Raw genomic sequence first — 18717 nt, forward strand, 5'->3', positions numbered from 1 at the left:
TTAGGAGAGTTGAGATGAGTAGAGGTACTCGTACATTTAATATCTACCGCTACGATCCTGATAAGGATAAAGCACCGTACATGCAAACGTTTAAACTAGAGTTGACTGATAAGCACCGTATGTTGCTTGATGCGCTTTTAGCTTTAAAAGTACAAGACGAATCATTAACGTTCCGTCGTTCGTGCCGTGAAGGTATTTGTGGTTCTGATGGTGTAAACATTAACGGTAAAAATGGTTTAGCGTGTCTTTGGAACCTAAACGACTTACCAGAAGTGATTACCATTCGTCCATTACCAGGTCTTCCAGTAATTAAAGACTTGGTGGTAGATATGAATCAGTTCTACGATCAGTACAACAAGATCCATCCGTTCCTGATCAACAACCAACCTGCACCACCGAAAGAGCGTTTACAGTCTCCTGAAGAGCGTGAACACTTAGATGGTCTATACGAATGTATTCTGTGTGCATGTTGTTCAACATCATGCCCATCATTCTGGTGGAACCCAGACAAATTCTTGGGTCCTTCAGCATTGTTAAATGCATACCGTTTCATCATCGATTCGCGTGATACAGCAACGCAAGAGCGTTTGGCTCGTCTTGACGACCCATTCTCTTTATTCCGTTGTAAAGGCATCATGAACTGTGTGTCTGTATGTCCTAAGGGTCTAAACCCAACGAAGGCCATCGGTCACATCCGTAGCATGTTGTTAGACAACGCAGGTTAATTCTGCCACGTCAAAAAAAAGCACACCAAAAGGTGTGCTTTTTTTATATCTAAATGCTGTATAACAGTATCATTATTTTTGATCCATTTAACTTATTCAAGACTAAGACAAATATGGAGCTCAAAATAGGATATTGTTTATTTTTTGCGCTGACTCGCAATCCGGTTAAGGAATTTGTTTATTTGAGGCTACAAAGCGTTCGCTCGTGCTACACAGACGGCATTAAAATGTTATCATATAACGGTAACGGTAACGGTAACGGTAACGGTAATGGCAAAGGGCAGATTGGAACAAGATGCTCTTTTTTGTTATCTAGTCTTTGGACTTTGGTCTACATCGAATGTTTACCTCAGATTCGATCGCATACGTTACAATATACTGACTATTTAGTAGCTTGATGCTGGCTATAGCTGAAAAAAATTAATCCAAAATCAGCTTCATGTTAGGATTAAAAGGCTGTTACATATAGAAAATTGGTGTTGGATACATACATTTTTTCTACAGTTAAACTGTTAAAATGGCGTATAAATACACTGTAGAAACCGCCTTAGCCAAGTAAACTCAAGCAGGTTTATTTTGCTAAGTCGATTTGCAAAAAATTGCTCGGTTTTGCCGGGTATGTGATGAGTGATGATGCCGCTGAGGGGCGTTATGATTCATTATTTACGTTATTGTAACGTAGTGATAACGCCTCATGGCTGATGTCCAATGGGGACTAATGTCATGCCACCAATTTGACATTATCAATCATGGGTTTGCTGAATAAGCATCCTGAAATGTTTTTGCAATAGGAAATGGGTCCACAAATGCAAGAAGTTGCTGACGCTCTGCGTCTTGACACTGAACTTTCCGCTGACAGTGCAGCGTATATTGAAGAACTTTACGAACATTATTTAGCGTCACCAGATTCAGTTGGTGCTGACTGGCGCGCTTACTTCGATAAATTCCCTAAAGGTGATCAACCACATAGCAATGTACGTGAGCAATTCCTACTTTTAGGTCGCAATTCAAGCCGTGTACAGCCTGTGGTTCAAAGCGCAGTGAGTTCTGAGCATGAGCGTCGTCAAATTGGCGTTCTGCAACTTATTGCTGCTTACCGTAACCGCGGTCACCAAAAAGCCAAACTTGATCCACTAGGTCTTGCAAAACGTGAACAAGCGTTTGATTTAGAATTAGACGCACACGGTTTAACCAAATCTGACCTTGATACTGTGTTTAACACAGGTAATCTTGCGATTGGTAAAGAAGAAGCAACCCTTGCTGAAATCATTGCTGCATTAGAAGCAACTTACTGTGCAACAGTAGGTACTGAATACATGCACATTGTTGACACCAAAGAGAAACGTTGGATTCAACAACGTCTTGAAAGTGCACGTGGTCAATTTAGCTTTACTGCAGATGAGAAAAAACACGTTTTAGAGCGTTTAACTGCAGCTGAAGGCTTAGAAAAATATCTAGGTAATAAATTCGTTGGTGCAAAACGCTTTGGTGTGGAAGGTGGTGAATCTTTCATTCCTATGGTGGATGCCGTAATTCAACGTGCAGGTTCTGTAGGTTGTAAAGAAGTTGTGATCGGTATGCCTCACCGCGGCCGTTTAAACCTTCTTGTAAACATCATGGGTAAAAACCCAGCAGATCTTTTTGGTGAGTTCGAAGGTAAATCACTGCATAAGAAAGGTTCTGGTGACGTTAAATACCACCAAGGTTTCTCATCTAACGTGATGACTGCAGGTGGCGAAGTTCACTTAGCACTTGCGTTTAACCCGTCGCACTTAGAAATCGTTGGACCTGTAGTTGAAGGTTCGGTACGTGCGCGCCAAGTACGTCGTAAAGACATTGGCGGTGATGATGTATTACCAATCATCGTTCACGGTGATGCTGCATTTGCAGGTCAAGGTGTCAACCAAGAAACCTTCCAAATGTCACAAACGCGTGGTTATACGGTAGGTGGTACAGTTCACATTGTAGTGAACAACCAAGTTGGTTTCACAACTTCTGATCCACGTGATGCGCGTTCTACAGAATACTGTACTGATATCGCGAAAATGATCCAAGCACCGATCTTCCATGTGAACGGTGATGATCCTGAAGCGGTATTGTTTGTTGCACAACTTGCGCATGATTTCCGTCATACCTTCCGCAAAGACGTTGTGATTGACATGTTCTGTTACCGTCGTCGTGGTCATAACGAAGCCGATGAACCTGCTGCAACTCAGCCATTAATGTACCAAGTGATCAACAAAAAGACCACAACACGTACTTTATATGCAGATAAGCTTGTTCAAGAAGGTGTTCTTGATCGTGCTGCAGCAGACCAAATGGTTGAAGACTACCGTTCTGATTTAGAAGCTGGTAAGCACGTTGCCAATGCATTGGTATTAGAACCAAACAAAAAAATGTTTGTAGATTGGACACCTTACTTGGGTCATGACTACACAGACGTTTGGGATACTACTTTCCCAGTTGAGCGTTTAAAAGAGCTTGGCGAAGGCATGCGTAAACTTCCAGAAGGTTTCGTGATGCAACGTCAGGTGTCAAAAGTGATTGACGACCGTCTGAAAATGCAAACTGGCGAAATGCCTTTAAACTGGGGTGCTGCGGAAACTTTAGCTTACGCAACATTACTTGATGAAGGTTACTTGGTTCGTATTACAGGTGAAGACGTGGGTCGTGGTACATTCTCACACCGTCACGCGAAACTTCATAACCAAGTGGATGGCGAAACTTACATTCCACTTTGCCATGTGAAAGAAAATCAACCACGTTTTGCATTGTACGACTCACTTCTTTCTGAAATGGCTGTACTTGCATTCGAATATGGTTATGCAACGACTATTCCTCACGGTTTAATCATTTGGGAAGCGCAATTTGGTGACTTCGCAAACTGTGCGCAGGTTGTAATTGACCAATTCATCTCATCTGGCGAAACCAAATGGGAACGTGTGTGTGGTTTAACCATGCTTCTTCCACACGGCTTTGAAGGTCAAGGTCCAGAGCATTCATCTGCACGTTTAGAACGTTTCTTACAGCTATGTGCTGAAGACAACATGCAAGTGATCACACCAACGACACCAGCGCAGATTTTCCATGCATTACGTCGTCAAGCGATCCGTCCAATTCGTAAGCCACTCATCGTAACTTCACCGAAGTCTTTACTTCGTCACAAGTTAGCAACATCTAATCTTGATGAGCTTGCAACGGGTACTTTCCAAACTGTGATCGACGAAATCGACAACATCAACAAAGCTGACGTAACACGCGTTGTATTGTGTGGTGGTAAGGTTTACTACGATTTACTGGAAAAACGTCGTGAAAAAGAATTGAACAATACTGCGATTGTCCGTATTGAACAATTATATCCGTACCCAGAAGCGCGTTTAGCGGAAGTTCTTGCTCAATATCCAAATGTTACGGAACTTGTTTGGGCACAAGAAGAGCCGAAAAACCAAGGTGCTTGGTTATTCATTGCACCGCGTTTATATGAAGGCTTAATGACTTCAGGTAAACAAATCAAGTTAAGTTACGCAGGCCGTGAAGCTTCTGCTGCACCGGCATGTGGTTCACCATACTTACATGCAAAACAACAAGCTCAGCTCGTAAATGAAGCTTTAGCGATCGTAGAATAATCAGGAGATTCTAAAATCATGGCAACCGAAATTAAAGCACCTGTATTCCCAGAATCAGTTGCAGACGGCACAATCGCAACTTGGCACAAACAACCAGGTGAAGCAGTATCACGTGATGAAGTGATCTGTGACATTGAAACAGATAAAGTTGTATTAGAAGTTGTGGCTCCTGCCGACGGTACGATTGCACAAATCATTAAAAATGAAGGTGACACAGTACTTTCATCTGAAGTGATTGCTCAGTTTGAAGAAGGCGCGGTATCTGGCGCTGCACAAACTCAAGCAGTTCAATCTGAAGAGAAAGTTGAACAAGCTGCAGCGAATACTGAAGCAGGTAATGCGCCAATCGTTGAACGTGCGCAAGTTCAAGACCAAGCACCTGCTGTACGTAAAGCCTTAACTGAAACTGGCGTAAATGCTGCTGACGTTGCAGGCACTGGCCGTGGCGGTCGTATTACTAAAGAAGACGTTGCTAACCATCAAGCGAAACCAGCGGCTCCTGCTGCTCAACCTTTAAGCGTTGCTGTAGGTGAGCGTATCGAAAAACGTGTTCCAATGACACGTCTTCGTAAGCGTGTTGCTGAACGTTTACTTGCGGCTACGCAAGAAACTGCAATGTTAACGACGTTTAACGAAGTGAACATGAAACCAATCATGGAAATGCGTAACCAATACAAAGACGCATTTGAAAAACGCCATGGTGCACGTTTAGGCTTCATGTCATTCTTTGTTAAAGCGGCAACTGAAGCACTTAAACGCTACCCAGCGGTAAATGCATCAATTGATGGCGACGACATCGTATATCACGGTTACTATGACATCGGTGTTGCTGTATCTTCTGAGCGTGGCTTAGTAGTGCCTGTATTACGTGATACAGACCGTATGAACTATGCTGAAGTTGAAAATGGTATTCGTGCATATGCTGGTAAAGCGCGTGACGGTAAATTAGGTATCGAAGATATGACTGGCGGTACATTTACCATTACTAATGGTGGTACTTTCGGTTCACTTCTGTCTACACCAATCTTGAACACACCACAAACAGCGATTTTGGGTATGCATAAAATCCAAGAGCGCCCAATGGCAGTAAATGGTCAAGTAGAAATCTTACCAATGATGTATTTAGCACTTTCTTATGACCACCGTTTAATCGATGGTAAAGAAGCGGTAGGTTTCTTAGTAACAATCAAAGAATTGTTAGAAGAACCAGCTCGTCTAATCCTTGACCTTTAATTTTAAAGAATAAATCCATGGGCTTAGAGTGATCCTCTAAGCCCATTTTTGGAGAGAATAATGTCTCAACAATTCGATTTAGTTGTAATCGGTGGTGGCCCAGGTGGCTACGAAGCTGCAATTCGTGCTGCACAACTTGGTTTCAAAGTTGCGTGTATCGAAAAACGTATTCATAAAGGCGAGCCATCCTTAGGTGGTACATGCTTAAACGTGGGTTGTATCCCATCTAAAGCATTGCTTGATTCTTCTCACCGTTATGAAGATACAGTGCATCACTTAGATGACCACGGGATCACGACGGGTGAAGTGAAGTTTGATTTGACTAAGCTTCTTGCGCGCAAAGATAAAATCGTGAACCAATTGACTAAAGGTATCGATGGCCTATTAAAAGGTAACGGTATCGAATGGTTAAAAGGTACAGGTAAGTTACTTGCGGGTAAAAAAGTTGAGTTTGTATCGCACGAAGGCGAAACTCAAATTTTAGAGCCTAAGTACGTGATTCTTGCGACAGGTTCTGTGCCTGTAAATATTCCAGTTGCTCCTGTTGATCAAGACATCATTGTTGATTCAACTGGCGCACTTGAATTCCAAGAAGTACCTAAGCGTTTAGGCGTAATTGGTGCGGGCGTAATTGGTCTTGAACTTGGTTCAGTATGGCGTCGTTTGGGTGCAGAAGTTGTTGTATTTGAAGCAATGGATGCATTCTTACCAATGGCTGATAAAGCATTGGCAAAAGACTACCAAAAAGTACTTGGCAAGCAAGGTCTTGATATCCGTGTTGGCGCTAAAGTTGCTGGTACAGAAATCAACGGCCGTGAAGTGACTGTGAAATATACACAAGGCGGCGAAGACAAAACTCAAACTTTCGACAAATTGATCGTTTGTGTGGGTCGTCGTGCTTATGCTGAAGGCTTATTGGCTGAAGATTGTGGTATTAAACTCACTGAACGTGGTTTGGTTGAAGTCAACGATTGGTGTGCAACGTCTGTAGACGGCGTATACGCAATTGGTGACTTAGTTCGTGGTCCAATGCTTGCGCATAAAGCAATGGAAGAAGGCGTCATGGCAGTTGAACGTATTCACGGTCATGCTGCACAAGTCAACTACGACACCATTATTTCTGTAATTTACACACACCCAGAAGCGGCGTGGGTAGGTTTAACAGAACAGCAAGCCATCGAGAAAGGCCACGAAGTGAAGACGGGTCAATTCGGTTTTGCTGCCAACGGTCGTGCTATGGCGGCTGGCGAAAATGCTGGTTTCGTGAAGTTTGTTGCTGATGCGAAAACAGATCGTTTACTTGGTATGCACGTGATTGGACCTGCTGCGTCTGATATCGTTCACCAAGGTATGATTGCGCTTGAATTTGTATCATCTGTTGAAGATCTTCAGTTGATGACATTTGGTCATCCAACATTCTCTGAAGTTGTGCATGAAGCAGCTTTAGCGGTAGATGGCCGTGCGATTCATGCGATTCAGCGTAAACGTAAATAATCTTTTTTAAGATTATGCCAAGAGAGCAGCATCCGCTGCTCTTTTTTTATGCCAAAAGGTTGTGTTTGGATGATTTATCATCTAAAAATAAGACTGCAAAAAATGCTTTATAGACAGTTCGACGGATGTTTGCCCTATAAAGCCAAAATATAAGATCAATAAATCAAAGGTTGTTGCATGAACTTACACGAGTATCAAGCTAAAACGCTATTAAAAAAATATGGTATGCCAGTTCAGGAAGGTATTGTCGTAGAAACTGAACAAGCAGCGCGCGAGGCGTTTAAACAACTAGGCGGCAAGTTTGCGGTGATGAAAGCCCAAGTGCATGCCGGTGGGCGTGGCAAAGCAGGTGGTGTCAAAGTGGTGAAATCAGCTGATGAAGCTGCTGACTATGCCAAGAATTTATTGGGTACGCGTTTAGTGACCTATCAAACCGATAGTTTGGGACAACCTGTTCATCAAATCTTAGTGTGTGAAGATGTTTATCCTGTTGAGCGCGAACTATATTTAGGTGCAGTGGTGGATCGTTCTAGCCGCCGTGTGACTTTTATGGCCTCTACTGAAGGTGGCGTGGAAATTGAAAAAGTCGCTGAAGAAAGCCCAGAAAAAATTGTTAAAGTTGAAGTCGATCCATTGGTGGGGCTACAACCATTTCAGGCGCGTGAAGTTGCCTTTGCTTTAAAACTTAAAAATGAACAGATCAACCAGTTCGTCACCATCATGACTGGCGCATATCAAGCTTTTGTTGACAACGATTTTGCTTTATTTGAAATTAATCCATTATCGATTCGTGAAAACGGACAAATTTTATGCGTTGATGCCAAAATTGGCATTGATTCCAATGCTTTATACCGTTTGCCAGAAATTGCTGCACTACGTGATAAATCGCAAGAAAATGAGCGTGAATTACGTGCCTCAGAACATGACCTTAACTATGTGGCTTTAGAGGGTAATATTGGTTGTATGGTCAATGGTGCAGGCCTTGCTATGGCGACCATGGACATTATTAAATTATATGGTGGTCAACCAGCCAATTTCCTCGATGTGGGGGGCGGAGCGACGAAAGAGCGCGTGATTGAAGCCTTTAAAATTATTTTGGCAGATACCTCTGTGCAAGCTGTACTGATTAATATTTTTGGTGGCATTGTTCGTTGTGACATGATTGCCGAAGCGATTATTGCAGCAGTACGTGAAGTGGATGTGACGATTCCTGTAGTGGTACGTTTAGAAGGCAATAATGCCGAATTAGGCGCCAAATTGTTAGATGAATCAGGTTTAAAACTGATTTCAGCCCAAGGTCTAGCCGATGCAGCAGAAAAAGTTGTCGCTGCGGTACAAGCATAAGGAGAATAATCGTGAGCGTACTGGTCAATAAAAATACCCAAGTGTTGGTGCAAGGCTTTACTGGTAAAAATGGTACTTTTCATTCAGAACAATCGATTGCTTATGGCACTAAAGTAGTGGGTGGTGTCACTCCCGGCAAAGGTGGGCAACGTCATTTAGAGCGTCCTGTGTTCAATACCGTTCGTGAGGCAGTACAAGAAACTGGCGCCAACGCCACTTCTATTTATGTCCCTGCACCGTTCGTACTCGACTCTATTATTGAGTCAATTGATGCTGGTTTAGAGCTGATTGTGGTCATCACTGAAGGGGTTCCGACGTTAGATATGCTTAAAGCCAAACGTTATCTAGAAACTTATGGTAACAATGCACGTTTAATTGGCCCAAACTGTCCCGGCATTATTACCCCAGGTGAATGTAAAATTGGCATTATGCCAGGACATATTCATCAAAAGGGCAAAATTGGCATTATCTCGCGTTCAGGTACATTAACCTACGAAGCAGTTTCTCAAACCACTAAGCTTGGACTAGGCCAATCGACCTGTATTGGTATTGGTGGTGATCCAATTCCGGGCATGAATCAGATTGATTGCTTAAAGCTATTTGAAGATGATCCGCAAACTGAAGCGATTATTATGATTGGTGAAATTGGTGGTACGGCAGAAGAAGAGGCCGCTGAATATATTCAATCGAACGTGACGAAACCTGTAGTGGGTTATATTGCAGGTGTGACTGCGCCTAAAGGCAAACGTATGGGACATGCAGGCGCCATTATTTCAGGTGGTAAAGGTACAGCAGAAGAAAAGTTTGCGGCTTTTGAACGTGCGGGCATGGCCTATACCCGTAGCCCTGCAGAACTAGGCTCAACCATGCTCTCTGTATTAAGAGATAAAGGTCTGGTGGACCCTGCGATTGCTTTGACCTAAATACTCCAGCTCTAGATTGCCTCGTTAGAGGCAATTTTCAGGCAAAAAAAATGCGTAATGATTGGGGTATTCATTACGCAGAAAAACGAATCTGTTGAGTCAACAGGTTCAGGGGTAACTTAAAGGTCACAGAGGAGAATCTTCGTTAACCTGTTCGCTATAGGGTTATAGTAAGCCTTCATACCTGTAAGTTCAGCAGTATTCAGGTAATAAAGTGTCAGATTACGTTAAAATCTACAGCACAATGTGAATAAATCGGGCCAATTGTGAAGTTAAACTTACATAAAGCCATGGCATAAAAAAGCCCCTCCAAGTGGAAGGGCTTTATTTTTAAATAGAATTAGAAGCGGAACACACCAAGTGCTGTTTTTACTTCATCTAAAGTTTGTTGCGTAATGTCACGGCATTTATCTGTACCGTGTTTAAGTACATCCATAATGTAATCAGGATCTTTGGCCAATTCGATACGACGCTCACGAATTGGACCTAATAATTCTTTAAGTACCCCTTCAAGACGTTTTTTCACGACGCCATCACCTAAACCACCACGGCGATAATGTGCTTTAAGTTCCTCAACTTCTTCTTTGTTTGGATCAAAAGCATCAAGGTAGGTAAATACTACGTTACCTTCGACTTGACCTGGATCTTCAATACGTAAGTGGTTTGGATCTGTGTACATGGCATTGACTGCTTTTTTGATGTCTTTATCTGTGGCATCTAACACAATGGTATTGCCTAAAGATTTTGACATTTTTGCTTTACCATCAAAGCCCGGTAAACGACCGACATTTGAAAGTAAAGCTTTACATTCAGGCAGTAATTCACGACCCACTTGACGATTTAAGCGACGTACCACTTCGTTGGTTTGCTCGATCATAGGAATTTGATCTTCACCAACAGGAACAACTGTTGCTTTAAATGCTGTGATATCAGCAGCCTGTGCTACTGGGTAGCATAAAAAACCTGCGGGGATATCACGTTCAAAACCACGCATCTGAATTTCAGACTTAATGGTTGGGTTGCGCTCTAAACGTGACACAGTGACAAAGTTAAGATACAACATGGTCAGTTCATTGAGTGCTGGCAGGCACGACTGTACGCAAATGGTCGTTTTTTTTGGGTCAATGCCTACCGCTAAATAGTCAGTGGCTACTTCAATAATATTGCGACGCACTTTTTCAAAGTTGTCGGCATTATCTGTTAAAGCTTGCGCATCAGCCAATAAGAGGTGCTGATGATGTGAATCTTGTAAACCTACGCGTGAACGTAATGAGCCCACAAAGTGGCCTAAGTGTAATTGTCCGGTTGGACGGTCGCCAGTTAAGATTACTGGACGATTATCTGGAGTCGTCATGCTGTCTTCCAAGTCGTTGTACTACATCAATATGGCGATGAATGCCCACATTGTACGGCATAAGTTTTGGTTGTGTCAGCTCACGCTTAATAAATGCTGTACAGAGTTTTTAAATTTGTAGTTTTAAACTCAATAAAAATAAAACAGAGAAATAAACCATGAGTAGTTTACTGTTATTACTAGATGATATTGCCACGATTATGGATGATGTGGCAGTGATGAGTAAAATGGCCGCCAAAAAAACCGCTGGGGTATTAGGTGATGATTTGGCCTTAAATGCCCAGCAAGTCAGTGGGGTAAAAGCAGATCGCGAATTACCGGTCGTGTGGTCGGTCGCCAAAGGTTCTTTTGTCAATAAACTGATTTTAGTGCCTTTGGCTCTAGGTATTAGTGTGGTTGCGCCGTGGCTGATTAATCCATTATTAATGCTAGGAGGATTGTTTTTATGTTATGAAGGGGTCGAAAAAGTTATTCATAGCATTCAACATAAAAAAGCAAAAACCTTAGAAGAAGCCAAAGTTGAACTGGCACATACCGAAAATGAACTACGCAGCATGGAAAAGGATAAAATTAAAGGCGCGATTCGTACCGATTTTATTTTATCGGCAGAAATTATAGTCATTTCTTTAGGCACTGTAGCAGCAGCAGCTTTTGTGACCAAAGTGACTGTTTTAACCGTGATTGCAATTGCAATGACAGTAGGTGTCTACGGCTTAGTGGCTTTGATTGTCAAAATTGATGACATTGGTCTTTATCTCACTGAAAAACCTTCGGCTTTACAGCAAAAAATTGGTCGTGGTTTATTGGCATTTGCTCCCATCTTAATGAAGACTTTAACGATTGTAGGCACCTTAGCGATGTTTTTAGTGGGTGGCGGCATCATTAATCATGCGATTCCACTGCTGCATCATTTAACTGAGGATGCTGTTGATCATATTGAGCATATTCCAAACGTTGGCAATATTATTGGTGCCTTAACACCAACACTAATTAATTTTGTGATTGGCATGATTGCTGGTTTGATTGTACTTGGTCTTGTAAAAGGCATTCAAAAAATTTGGTCAGGTGTGAAAAGCCGTTAAAGCCCGTTACAATAGGCAAGTCATTGAATAAGGATAATAAACTATGCAGTGGAAAGGGCGTCGTAGCAGCAATAATGTAGAAGATCGTCGCGGTGGCGGTGCTGCAAAAGCAGGTGGAATTAGTGTTTTAGGTTTGGTGGTGGCGTTTGTAGCGTGGAAATTCTTTGGCGTTGACCCACAGCAAGCCTACCAAACCACCAAACAAGTCACCCAAGGTCAAACCAGTCAGGCAGTGGGTTTAGATCAGCCCACGCCTGAACAACAAGAAGCGATGGAATTTGTCAGTGTGGTATTGGCAGATACCGAAGATACATGGAGTCAAGTTTTTCAACAGCAATTGGGTCAACAATATATCCCGCCTAAATTGGTGATGTTTAGTGGTGCAGTCAATTCAGGGTGTGGTGCTGCACAATCTGCCATGGGGCCATTTTATTGTCCGGCCGATCAAAAAGTGTATATTGATACCGCATTTTTTAAAGATATGCGCACGCAAATGGGCATTACAGGGGAGCAAAATACCACCCAATTGTCACGCCAAGACCAAGCAGGTGATTTTGCCCAAGCCTATGTGGTGGCACACGAAGTTGGGCATCATATTCAAACTATTTTAGGGATTTCTGGTCAAGTACAACAAGCGCGTAGTCAAGCCTCTAAAGCGCAGGCAAATGCTTTGTCCGTACGTCAAGAATTACAAGCGGATTGTTTAGCAGGTGTTTGGGCCCATCACAACCATCAGCGTACTCAATTTTTAGAGCAAGGGGACATTGCTGAAGCGATGGATGCAGCGCATAAAATTGGTGATGATTACTTACAAAAACAAGCGCAAGGCTATGCTGTGCCAGACAGTTTTACCCATGGCACCAGTGCCCAGCGTATGACATGGTTTGATATTGGCTTTAAAGGTGGGCAGATCAATCAATGCGATACCTTTAATCAACCTATTTAGTTAAGAAGCGACGGAAATGACGCAAAATTCGGCTGCTGACATATAAGGCAATGGCTGCAAATAAAGCAATACCAAATACCGTATATTTCAGCGCTGACACGTCATTTTGATAAAACTGTTGAATTTGAGCATCTGTATAATGGAATTCGGCAGTTTTACCACTACGGCTGTCACGATAAGCAACATCCTGAATATAGAACCATTGGCCTGCTTTAACTAAATTGGCTTGGCTAATTTGACGTGTATGGCTCTTATTATCATCATCAACACAAAGATCTTTAGCGTGATGTTCACAGTTAATCTTGGCAACATAACCTTGATTGGCAATTAGGATAAATACTGCATTGTCAGGGTCTTGGTTGTTAGAGAGTAAGACAAATTGTTCTTTCGCCGTGGAGCTTAAGCTAAAACTTTGCTTTTGCATAAAATTTTGATCAGCATTTACAATCTCTTGAATTTTTACCGCACAAGTAAATAGTAAGGCCAAGGTGATGAAAAAAATCATCGTTGCCAAACAAAGACGGAAGATCGTTTTTACAGTGTGATGCATAGGAAACCAAAAGCTGAAGCAAAACAGCGCATGAGTGTAGGGCAAATAGCACAAAAAAACTATGATTTCTGCACGGGAATCGATGGAAAAAGCGTTAGACTAATCATGTGAATAAATGCTTATTCACAAAGTATTTTTATTGGAAATGGTTGAATTGCTCCGCTGCTGCCAAACTCCATTCTATAGACGGAAGGGTGATGGGAAATTATTTTTTTTTACAAGTATTTACAGTTATTTTTGCGCTCTCGATAGCAACCACCATCTTTAATAAAAGGGTATTAGGCTTTCCGCAAGCGATTGGCGTCCCCATTGTTTCTGCTATTTTTGTTTTTATTTTGCAGTGGGCTGCAAGCTTGCTCAATGGCAATCCGTTTATTGTTATTAATCTACATAATATTGAAGAAGCCGTCAGACATATTGATTTTTATGACTTTTTAATTAATGGTGTGATCTGTTTTATCTTAACCTCATCGGCACTTAAATTTAAAGTTTCTGATTTACGTAGCCATTGGAAACCGATTGGGATTTTGGCCAGTATTGCCTTAGTGCTATGCGCTGTGTTCTTTGGTATTGCTTTATATGGCTATCAATTCTTAATTGGGCATCAGGTTGATTTAATGGTGCTGTTGTTGCTAGGTGCAGCACTTGGGGCAACTGATCCGATTGGGATCAAAGGTGTGCTGAGCTCAGTGCGCGCTCCACATCATCTAATGGTCAAACTTGAAGGTGAATCACTGTTTAATGATGCCATGTGTATTGCGGTATTTATGACACTATTAAACGTGCTACAAGGTGAGCATTTCACCGTAATTGGCGTGTTAGAAACCCTGCTGTATGAGATTGTTGTGGCAGTGGTGATTGGTACTGCCTTTGGTCACGGTATTTTACGTTTGCTACGTGGTAAGCATGAAATGGAGTCATTAATTCTCACTACCGCACTTTTGGCCTGTGGCTCGTATTTAGTGGCATTGTTTGCCCATGCTTCAGCACCGATTGCCTGCGTGATTGGTGGTTTGATTGTGGGGAATAAATGGAAAGAGATTTTACAAGAGCGTGAAATCCGCGAAGTGAATCATTTTTGGCATACGGTTGAAGGGATTATTAACTCCTTCTTATTTACTTTAATTGGTTTAGAGCTGTTTATCCTAGATTTAAGCTTTAGCTTAATTTTAGGCGGAATTGTGGCTTTTATTATTTTGCATGTGTCACGTTTTGCCGCCAATTATTTATCTTTTGCCTTTTTCCCAAGCTTTCGTAAAAAAAGCTATAACGGGAGTTTGACCATTTTATCTTGGGGTGGGGTACGTGGTGGGATTTCCTTGGCCTTAATTCTCGCGGTGGCCAATGTGCCACAGCTAAGTGAATATAGCAGTATCTTAATCGGCTATACCTTTATTGCAGTACTGTTATCGGGCCTCGTGTGTGGTTTGGGTTTACCCGCAGTCATGAATGCTTTTTACTATAATCCCAATGAAGAAACCACAGGTTTTAAAGGTTGGTATCAACGTATGTGTCATAAGCTTAACCGCAAGGGTTTTCAATACTTGGTGGGTGAGGATGCGCATGGCAATGAAATTATTACGGTCTACCAAGCCGATCATTTAATTGATACCCGTGCGGATGATGGTGTGGCAGCAGTCCATAATCCTGAAAAAGTTCAAGAAGTGAAACGGCTAGAAAGTCCGGAAAACTTTTAAGCTCATCTCACAGCAGTCACGTTAAAGTGGCTGTTTTTATTAAGGAGAAGCTATGTCAATGGCTAATGAACTTGCTCCACTGATTTTAGCTGTGGTGGCAGAGATTCCTTATGGACGTGTTGCCAGTTATGGTCAGGTGGCTCGTCTGGCAGGTTTACCTCAGCATGCACGTTTAGTTGGCTATGTACTCAAACGTTTAGATGCAAGCAGTGATCTACCATGGCATCGTGTGCTCAATAGTCAGGGTAAGATTTGTACGCAAGGTTTGCATCACGGTGAAAACCGACAGTGTCATTTACTGCGACAAGAGGGTGTTATGGTGGAAAAGCAGCGGGTCGATCTTAAAAAATATGCTTGGCACATCGAACGCTCCCCACACCTTGGTGGAGAGCTTGCTGCGTCAGTTAAGGATGACGAATAACCAAAACAGGAATATGGACTTCACTGAGTACATTTTGTGCCACGCTGCCTAAGAATAATTTTTTCAAACCCGTACGACCATGTGAACCAATAATAATTAAATCGACAGCTAATTTTTGCGCTGCCTCAATCAATTCACGATGCACCATTTGACCTTCTAAGAGCTGGGTTTCAACTTCGACACCGAGCTCAGCAAACTTAGCTTGAGCAGTGGCTAAATCATCTAAAATGGCACGACGCGCGCGTTCAATCATGTCATTCGTTTGTGCACCTGAAATATATTCAGCCGCGATATAAGGATCTAGTGCCATCACTTGTGCAACAGTAATTTTAGCATTAAAGGCTTTGGCAAATTGAGCTGCTTTATCGACTGCAGCCAATGAAGTGTCTGAACCATCAATCGGAACAAGGATATGTTGGTAGGTCATACTATTTTCCTTATAGTTGCTTTGTTTATTTATTGATCTTAACTGAAAATTAAATAGAATAAAACCAAGTAAATTCATAGGGATAAACTTGGTGGATTGCAGGATTATCCACCTAGAAAAAGCGAATAAAAGTAGTCAAGTTGTGCTTTAAATTCAGCGCATTTTTTCAATACCCAACCTTAAAAAAGCACCCGAAGGTGCAGATATTTAGTGTATTGGAAAGCGGACAAAGCCTAGTTGCTGCGCGCTTTTCAAATCTTTTTCGGCAATTTTAAATATCGCCAAATGCCCCATTTGACCACCACACACCGTAGGATACATACGACCATCATCGCTGATGCGTGCGTTATAGCTCATGATATTGGCAGATTTGAGTTGTTTATGCACTTCATCTAGTTTTTGTTGTTGGGTTGGGAATTCTTGGCATTGAATAGTGTTAAAGTTTTTAGCAATTTCAACATATATACTGTCAACAGTTGTAGGCTGGGGCATCCGAGAAGCTGCAAAACTTGCAATACTTAAAGTACATAATAATGAGCTTAATAGAAGTTTAGACATTGTCTTAATCCTTGTAGACAAGAGTTTTTAACTTAGCAAGATCTCATATAGTTCTCTATAGAATCTCAGTAACGTGCAAGTTTACTTTGGTTTATTTGTATATCTGAAATTGCGGATTTCAGAACTTGCAAACAAATTTTTGCAGTCTGTTCCCTTGGGATAAAGTTTTCAGTCATTTGTTGGAATGGATGAATGTAATTTCTAAAATCTCTTAACTCCTTGCTGAATCTGTATGTATCTTTTTCGATTAAGCCAATTGAATGCGAAACCTCAATAAAATTATTAAGAGTCCATTGATCAAAGCTTTTAACTTTTCCATCTTTTTTAGGGCTATTAGAGGAGGTATTAAAAGCTTTTTGATTTTGAGAAGCAATATTTAAAAGAACGCCCTCTAGAGTGCTTCCTGCTAATAAAATAACGGATAGGTAAGCCTCTGCTTTGAAGGATTTTTCTATTTCCAACATCCGATTATCAATAATAGGTAATAAAGTTGGAATTAAATTAATTTTAGAGCAATCGAGTTTAAACTCATGTTTTATAAATTGGTTTTCTGAGGTTGTATGTTTAGATTGTAATGAATCATCTATATTTATTTCATTTACCGCTCTAATTTTTATCTCAGTATTTACTCTACTGATTTGGTATCTATCAAATTGAAGATATTTGTTAAATTCAGTGATTAGATCATCGAGTCTTTTCAAATTATCCATGTAATCAATGGGAGTAAATAGATTTTTGATGCAGGCAACCATTTTAGGAGAATTATTAATTTGTGATAGCCGTTGATCTGTATATATCCATCTAGATGGAAAACCTTGACCATATTTTCTTAAGTAGTCATTCCCATATACATCAACATAATCAAAAGTAGAAAAAAATTCTATAATCTTAGGGCCTGACCTATATTGAGTAATTTCATTAATTAGTTCACGAAGCTTTTCTAGTGTTTTTGGAGATAAGCGCATCTTTATTGAAATTTATTGAATTTATGTTAAATATAAAACTTAGTTTGGATTTTGTATATATTGAATTAGGCTTTCAATATCATTCGTCTGCAACTGTTCACGCATTTTTAAAAACTGCTTTTCGTCTAAATCATAGAGCTTAAGAGAAAGTAGTTTTTTGATGTCATCTTCAGGAAAGCGATATTTAATAATCTTTGCAGGTATACCACCCACTACAGCATAAGGCGGTACGTCTTTAGTCACAACAGCACCTGTAGCAACCACAGCACCTTCACCAAGCGTTACACCTTGCATAATCATGGCACGGCTACCAATCCAACAACCATCGCCAATCACGGTGTCACCCGCAGGCACAAAACTACGTGTATCAAACGGAAAAGCCGAAACCCAATCGGTACGGTGTAATTGATTGCCACCCATCATAATCACACATTCCGCGCCAAAACAGACAAAATTACCAATATAGAGCTGATCAATCGGGCGTTCAGGCGTAGAGGGCTTATCATGTAAATAACGTACCACACAGCGCTCAAAACCTTGATCCCAATAGGCTGAGTAATAGCTGTAGTTGCCTTTGATGTGAATATTCGGATTTTTTACCGTTTTAGAAATAAATTCGAACTCGCACCAATGGTTAACAGGAGAATTGATCAGCTTTTCAGACATAGGAAAACGGTGGTGATGTGGGGTAGCAGAATTATAACGTAGTTAAGCCTTGTTTGGATAAGATTGGCTTAGTAAAGTCTCCCTTTAAAAAAAGGAGAAAAGCCCCTCTTTTTTAAAGAGGGGTATGGGGAGATTGACCAAGGTAGAATACTAAAAAACCCCTCAATTGAGGGGCTTTGTGCAGCACAAGGCTTTAGAAATTAAAGATATTCAACTTTAGAAATCTCGTATTCTACTTCGCCTTGTGGCGTTACGATTTTCACATCATCGCCTTCATTTTTACCTAATAAACCACGCGCGATTGGCGAGTTTACAGAGATCTTGTTGATCTTAAAGTCTGCTTCGTCATCACCTACAATCTTATAGGTCTTTTGTTCTTCAGTATCTAAGTTTTCAATGGTCACTGTAACACCAAAAACCACACGACCAGTTTGCTCAAGTGTTTTAACATCAATCACTTGGCAAGCACCAAGTTTACCTTCGATGTCTTGAATACGACCTTCGCAGAAACCTTGTTGCTCACGCGCTGCATGGTATTCTGCGTTTTCTTTTAAATCGCCGTGTTCACGCGCTTCAGCAATTGCTGCAATGATACGCGGACGTTCAACACTTTTTAGCTGATGTAATTCTTTCTCTAAGGCAACTTTGCCTTCAGGAGTCATAGGATAACGTTGCATAGTTGTCCCTCAAAATTAAGTATAAAAAA

17 protein-coding genes are annotated in these 18717 nt (G+C 41.3%); 10 read left to right on the plus strand and 7 right to left on the minus strand.

Annotated elements, in window-relative coordinates; translation table 11 throughout:
* Positions 1 to 14 precede the first annotated feature (14 nt).
* The 6 genes from AC5YCD_RS00320 (at position 15) to sucD (ending at position 9345) form a co-directional block, all read left to right on the plus strand.
* Positions 15 to 725 carry a succinate dehydrogenase iron-sulfur subunit gene (locus AC5YCD_RS00320; RefSeq protein ID WP_496128142.1) on the plus strand — a complete coding sequence of 237 codons (711 nt, stop codon included), beginning with the start codon at positions 15 to 17 and terminating at the stop codon, positions 723 to 725.
* Positions 726 to 1531: 806 nt separating this feature from the next.
* On the plus strand, positions 1532 to 4351 hold the full coding sequence (locus AC5YCD_RS00325) for a 2-oxoglutarate dehydrogenase E1 component (RefSeq protein WP_496128525.1): 2820 nt from the start codon (positions 1532 to 1534) through the stop codon (positions 4349 to 4351).
* An 18-nt stretch (positions 4352 to 4369) separates the two neighbouring features.
* Positions 4370 to 5584, plus strand: coding sequence for a 2-oxoglutarate dehydrogenase complex dihydrolipoyllysine-residue succinyltransferase (gene odhB / locus AC5YCD_RS00330; RefSeq protein WP_496128143.1), 1215 nt, complete (start codon positions 4370 to 4372; stop codon positions 5582 to 5584).
* 60 nt (positions 5585 to 5644) lie between these two features.
* Positions 5645 to 7078 carry a dihydrolipoyl dehydrogenase gene (gene lpdA / locus AC5YCD_RS00335; RefSeq protein WP_496128144.1) on the plus strand — a complete coding sequence of 478 codons (1434 nt, stop codon included), beginning with the start codon at positions 5645 to 5647 and terminating at the stop codon, positions 7076 to 7078.
* 177 nt (positions 7079 to 7255) lie between these two features.
* Complete coding sequence (sucC, locus tag AC5YCD_RS00340) at positions 7256 to 8422, plus strand: ADP-forming succinate--CoA ligase subunit beta (protein WP_496128145.1); 1167 nt, start codon at positions 7256 to 7258, stop codon at positions 8420 to 8422.
* Between the two features lie 11 nt (positions 8423 to 8433).
* The gene (gene sucD / locus AC5YCD_RS00345; protein ID WP_496128146.1) at positions 8434 to 9345 is read left to right on the plus strand and encodes a succinate--CoA ligase subunit alpha; all 912 of its coding nucleotides are present in this window, start codon (positions 8434 to 8436) and stop codon (positions 9343 to 9345) included.
* 340 nt (positions 9346 to 9685) lie between these two features.
* On the opposite strand, the gene trpS is transcribed toward sucD, so the two are convergent.
* Entirely contained in the window at positions 9686 to 10699 is a 1014-nt protein-coding gene (trpS, locus tag AC5YCD_RS00350; RefSeq protein WP_496128147.1) for a tryptophan--tRNA ligase, read from the minus strand.
* Between the two features lie 158 nt (positions 10700 to 10857).
* Between trpS and AC5YCD_RS00355 the strand changes: the two genes are divergently transcribed.
* Together AC5YCD_RS00355 and ypfJ are read left to right on the plus strand one after the other, a co-directional pair.
* The gene (locus tag AC5YCD_RS00355) at positions 10858 to 11781 is read left to right on the plus strand and encodes a DUF808 domain-containing protein (protein WP_496128148.1); all 924 of its coding nucleotides are present in this window, start codon (positions 10858 to 10860) and stop codon (positions 11779 to 11781) included.
* A 43-nt stretch (positions 11782 to 11824) separates the two neighbouring features.
* Positions 11825 to 12727 (plus strand): KPN_02809 family neutral zinc metallopeptidase, encoded by a 903-nt coding sequence (gene ypfJ / locus AC5YCD_RS00360; protein WP_496128149.1) that lies wholly within the window; start codon positions 11825 to 11827, stop codon positions 12725 to 12727.
* On the opposite strand, the gene AC5YCD_RS00365 is transcribed toward ypfJ, so the two are convergent.
* Entirely contained in the window at positions 12720 to 13277 is a 558-nt protein-coding gene (locus AC5YCD_RS00365) for a hypothetical protein (protein ID WP_496128150.1), read from the minus strand. The two genes, ypfJ and AC5YCD_RS00365, sit on opposite strands and share 8 nt — an antisense overlap.
* 197 nt (positions 13278 to 13474) lie before the next feature.
* Between AC5YCD_RS00365 and AC5YCD_RS00370 the strand changes: the two genes are divergently transcribed.
* Positions 13475 to 14974, plus strand: coding sequence for a cation:proton antiporter (locus AC5YCD_RS00370; protein WP_496128151.1), 1500 nt, complete (start codon positions 13475 to 13477; stop codon positions 14972 to 14974).
* A 58-nt stretch (positions 14975 to 15032) separates the two neighbouring features.
* Positions 15033 to 15395, plus strand: a complete 363-nt coding sequence (locus tag AC5YCD_RS00375) for an MGMT family protein (protein ID WP_496128526.1) — start codon at positions 15033 to 15035, stop codon at positions 15393 to 15395.
* Here AC5YCD_RS00375 and AC5YCD_RS00380 read toward each other — a convergent pair.
* The 5 genes from AC5YCD_RS00380 to greA all read right to left on the minus strand — a co-directional run bounded on the left by AC5YCD_RS00380 (position 15379) and on the right by greA (position 18688).
* Positions 15379 to 15822 carry a universal stress protein gene (locus tag AC5YCD_RS00380; RefSeq protein ID WP_496128152.1) on the minus strand — a complete coding sequence of 148 codons (444 nt, stop codon included), beginning with the start codon at positions 15820 to 15822 and terminating at the stop codon, positions 15379 to 15381. The two genes, AC5YCD_RS00375 and AC5YCD_RS00380, sit on opposite strands and share 17 nt — an antisense overlap.
* Positions 15823 to 16029: 207 nt before the next feature.
* Complete coding sequence (locus tag AC5YCD_RS00385) at positions 16030 to 16380, minus strand: hypothetical protein (RefSeq protein ID WP_496128153.1); 351 nt, start codon at positions 16378 to 16380, stop codon at positions 16030 to 16032.
* 65 nt (positions 16381 to 16445) lie between these two features.
* Entirely contained in the window at positions 16446 to 17345 is a 900-nt protein-coding gene (locus tag AC5YCD_RS00390) for a hypothetical protein (RefSeq protein ID WP_496128154.1), read from the minus strand.
* A gap of 39 nt (positions 17346 to 17384) precedes the next feature.
* Positions 17385 to 18011, minus strand: a complete 627-nt coding sequence (locus AC5YCD_RS00395) for a CatB-related O-acetyltransferase (protein WP_496128155.1) — start codon at positions 18009 to 18011, stop codon at positions 17385 to 17387.
* Between the two features lie 200 nt (positions 18012 to 18211).
* Positions 18212 to 18688: a transcription elongation factor GreA gene (gene greA, locus AC5YCD_RS00400; RefSeq protein ID WP_496128156.1), complete on the minus strand. Its 477-nt coding sequence runs from the start codon at positions 18686 to 18688 to the stop codon at positions 18212 to 18214.
* Positions 18689 to 18717: the final 29 nt, after the last annotated feature.

It is taken from the genome of Acinetobacter sp. CY05 (genome assembly GCF_059515805.1).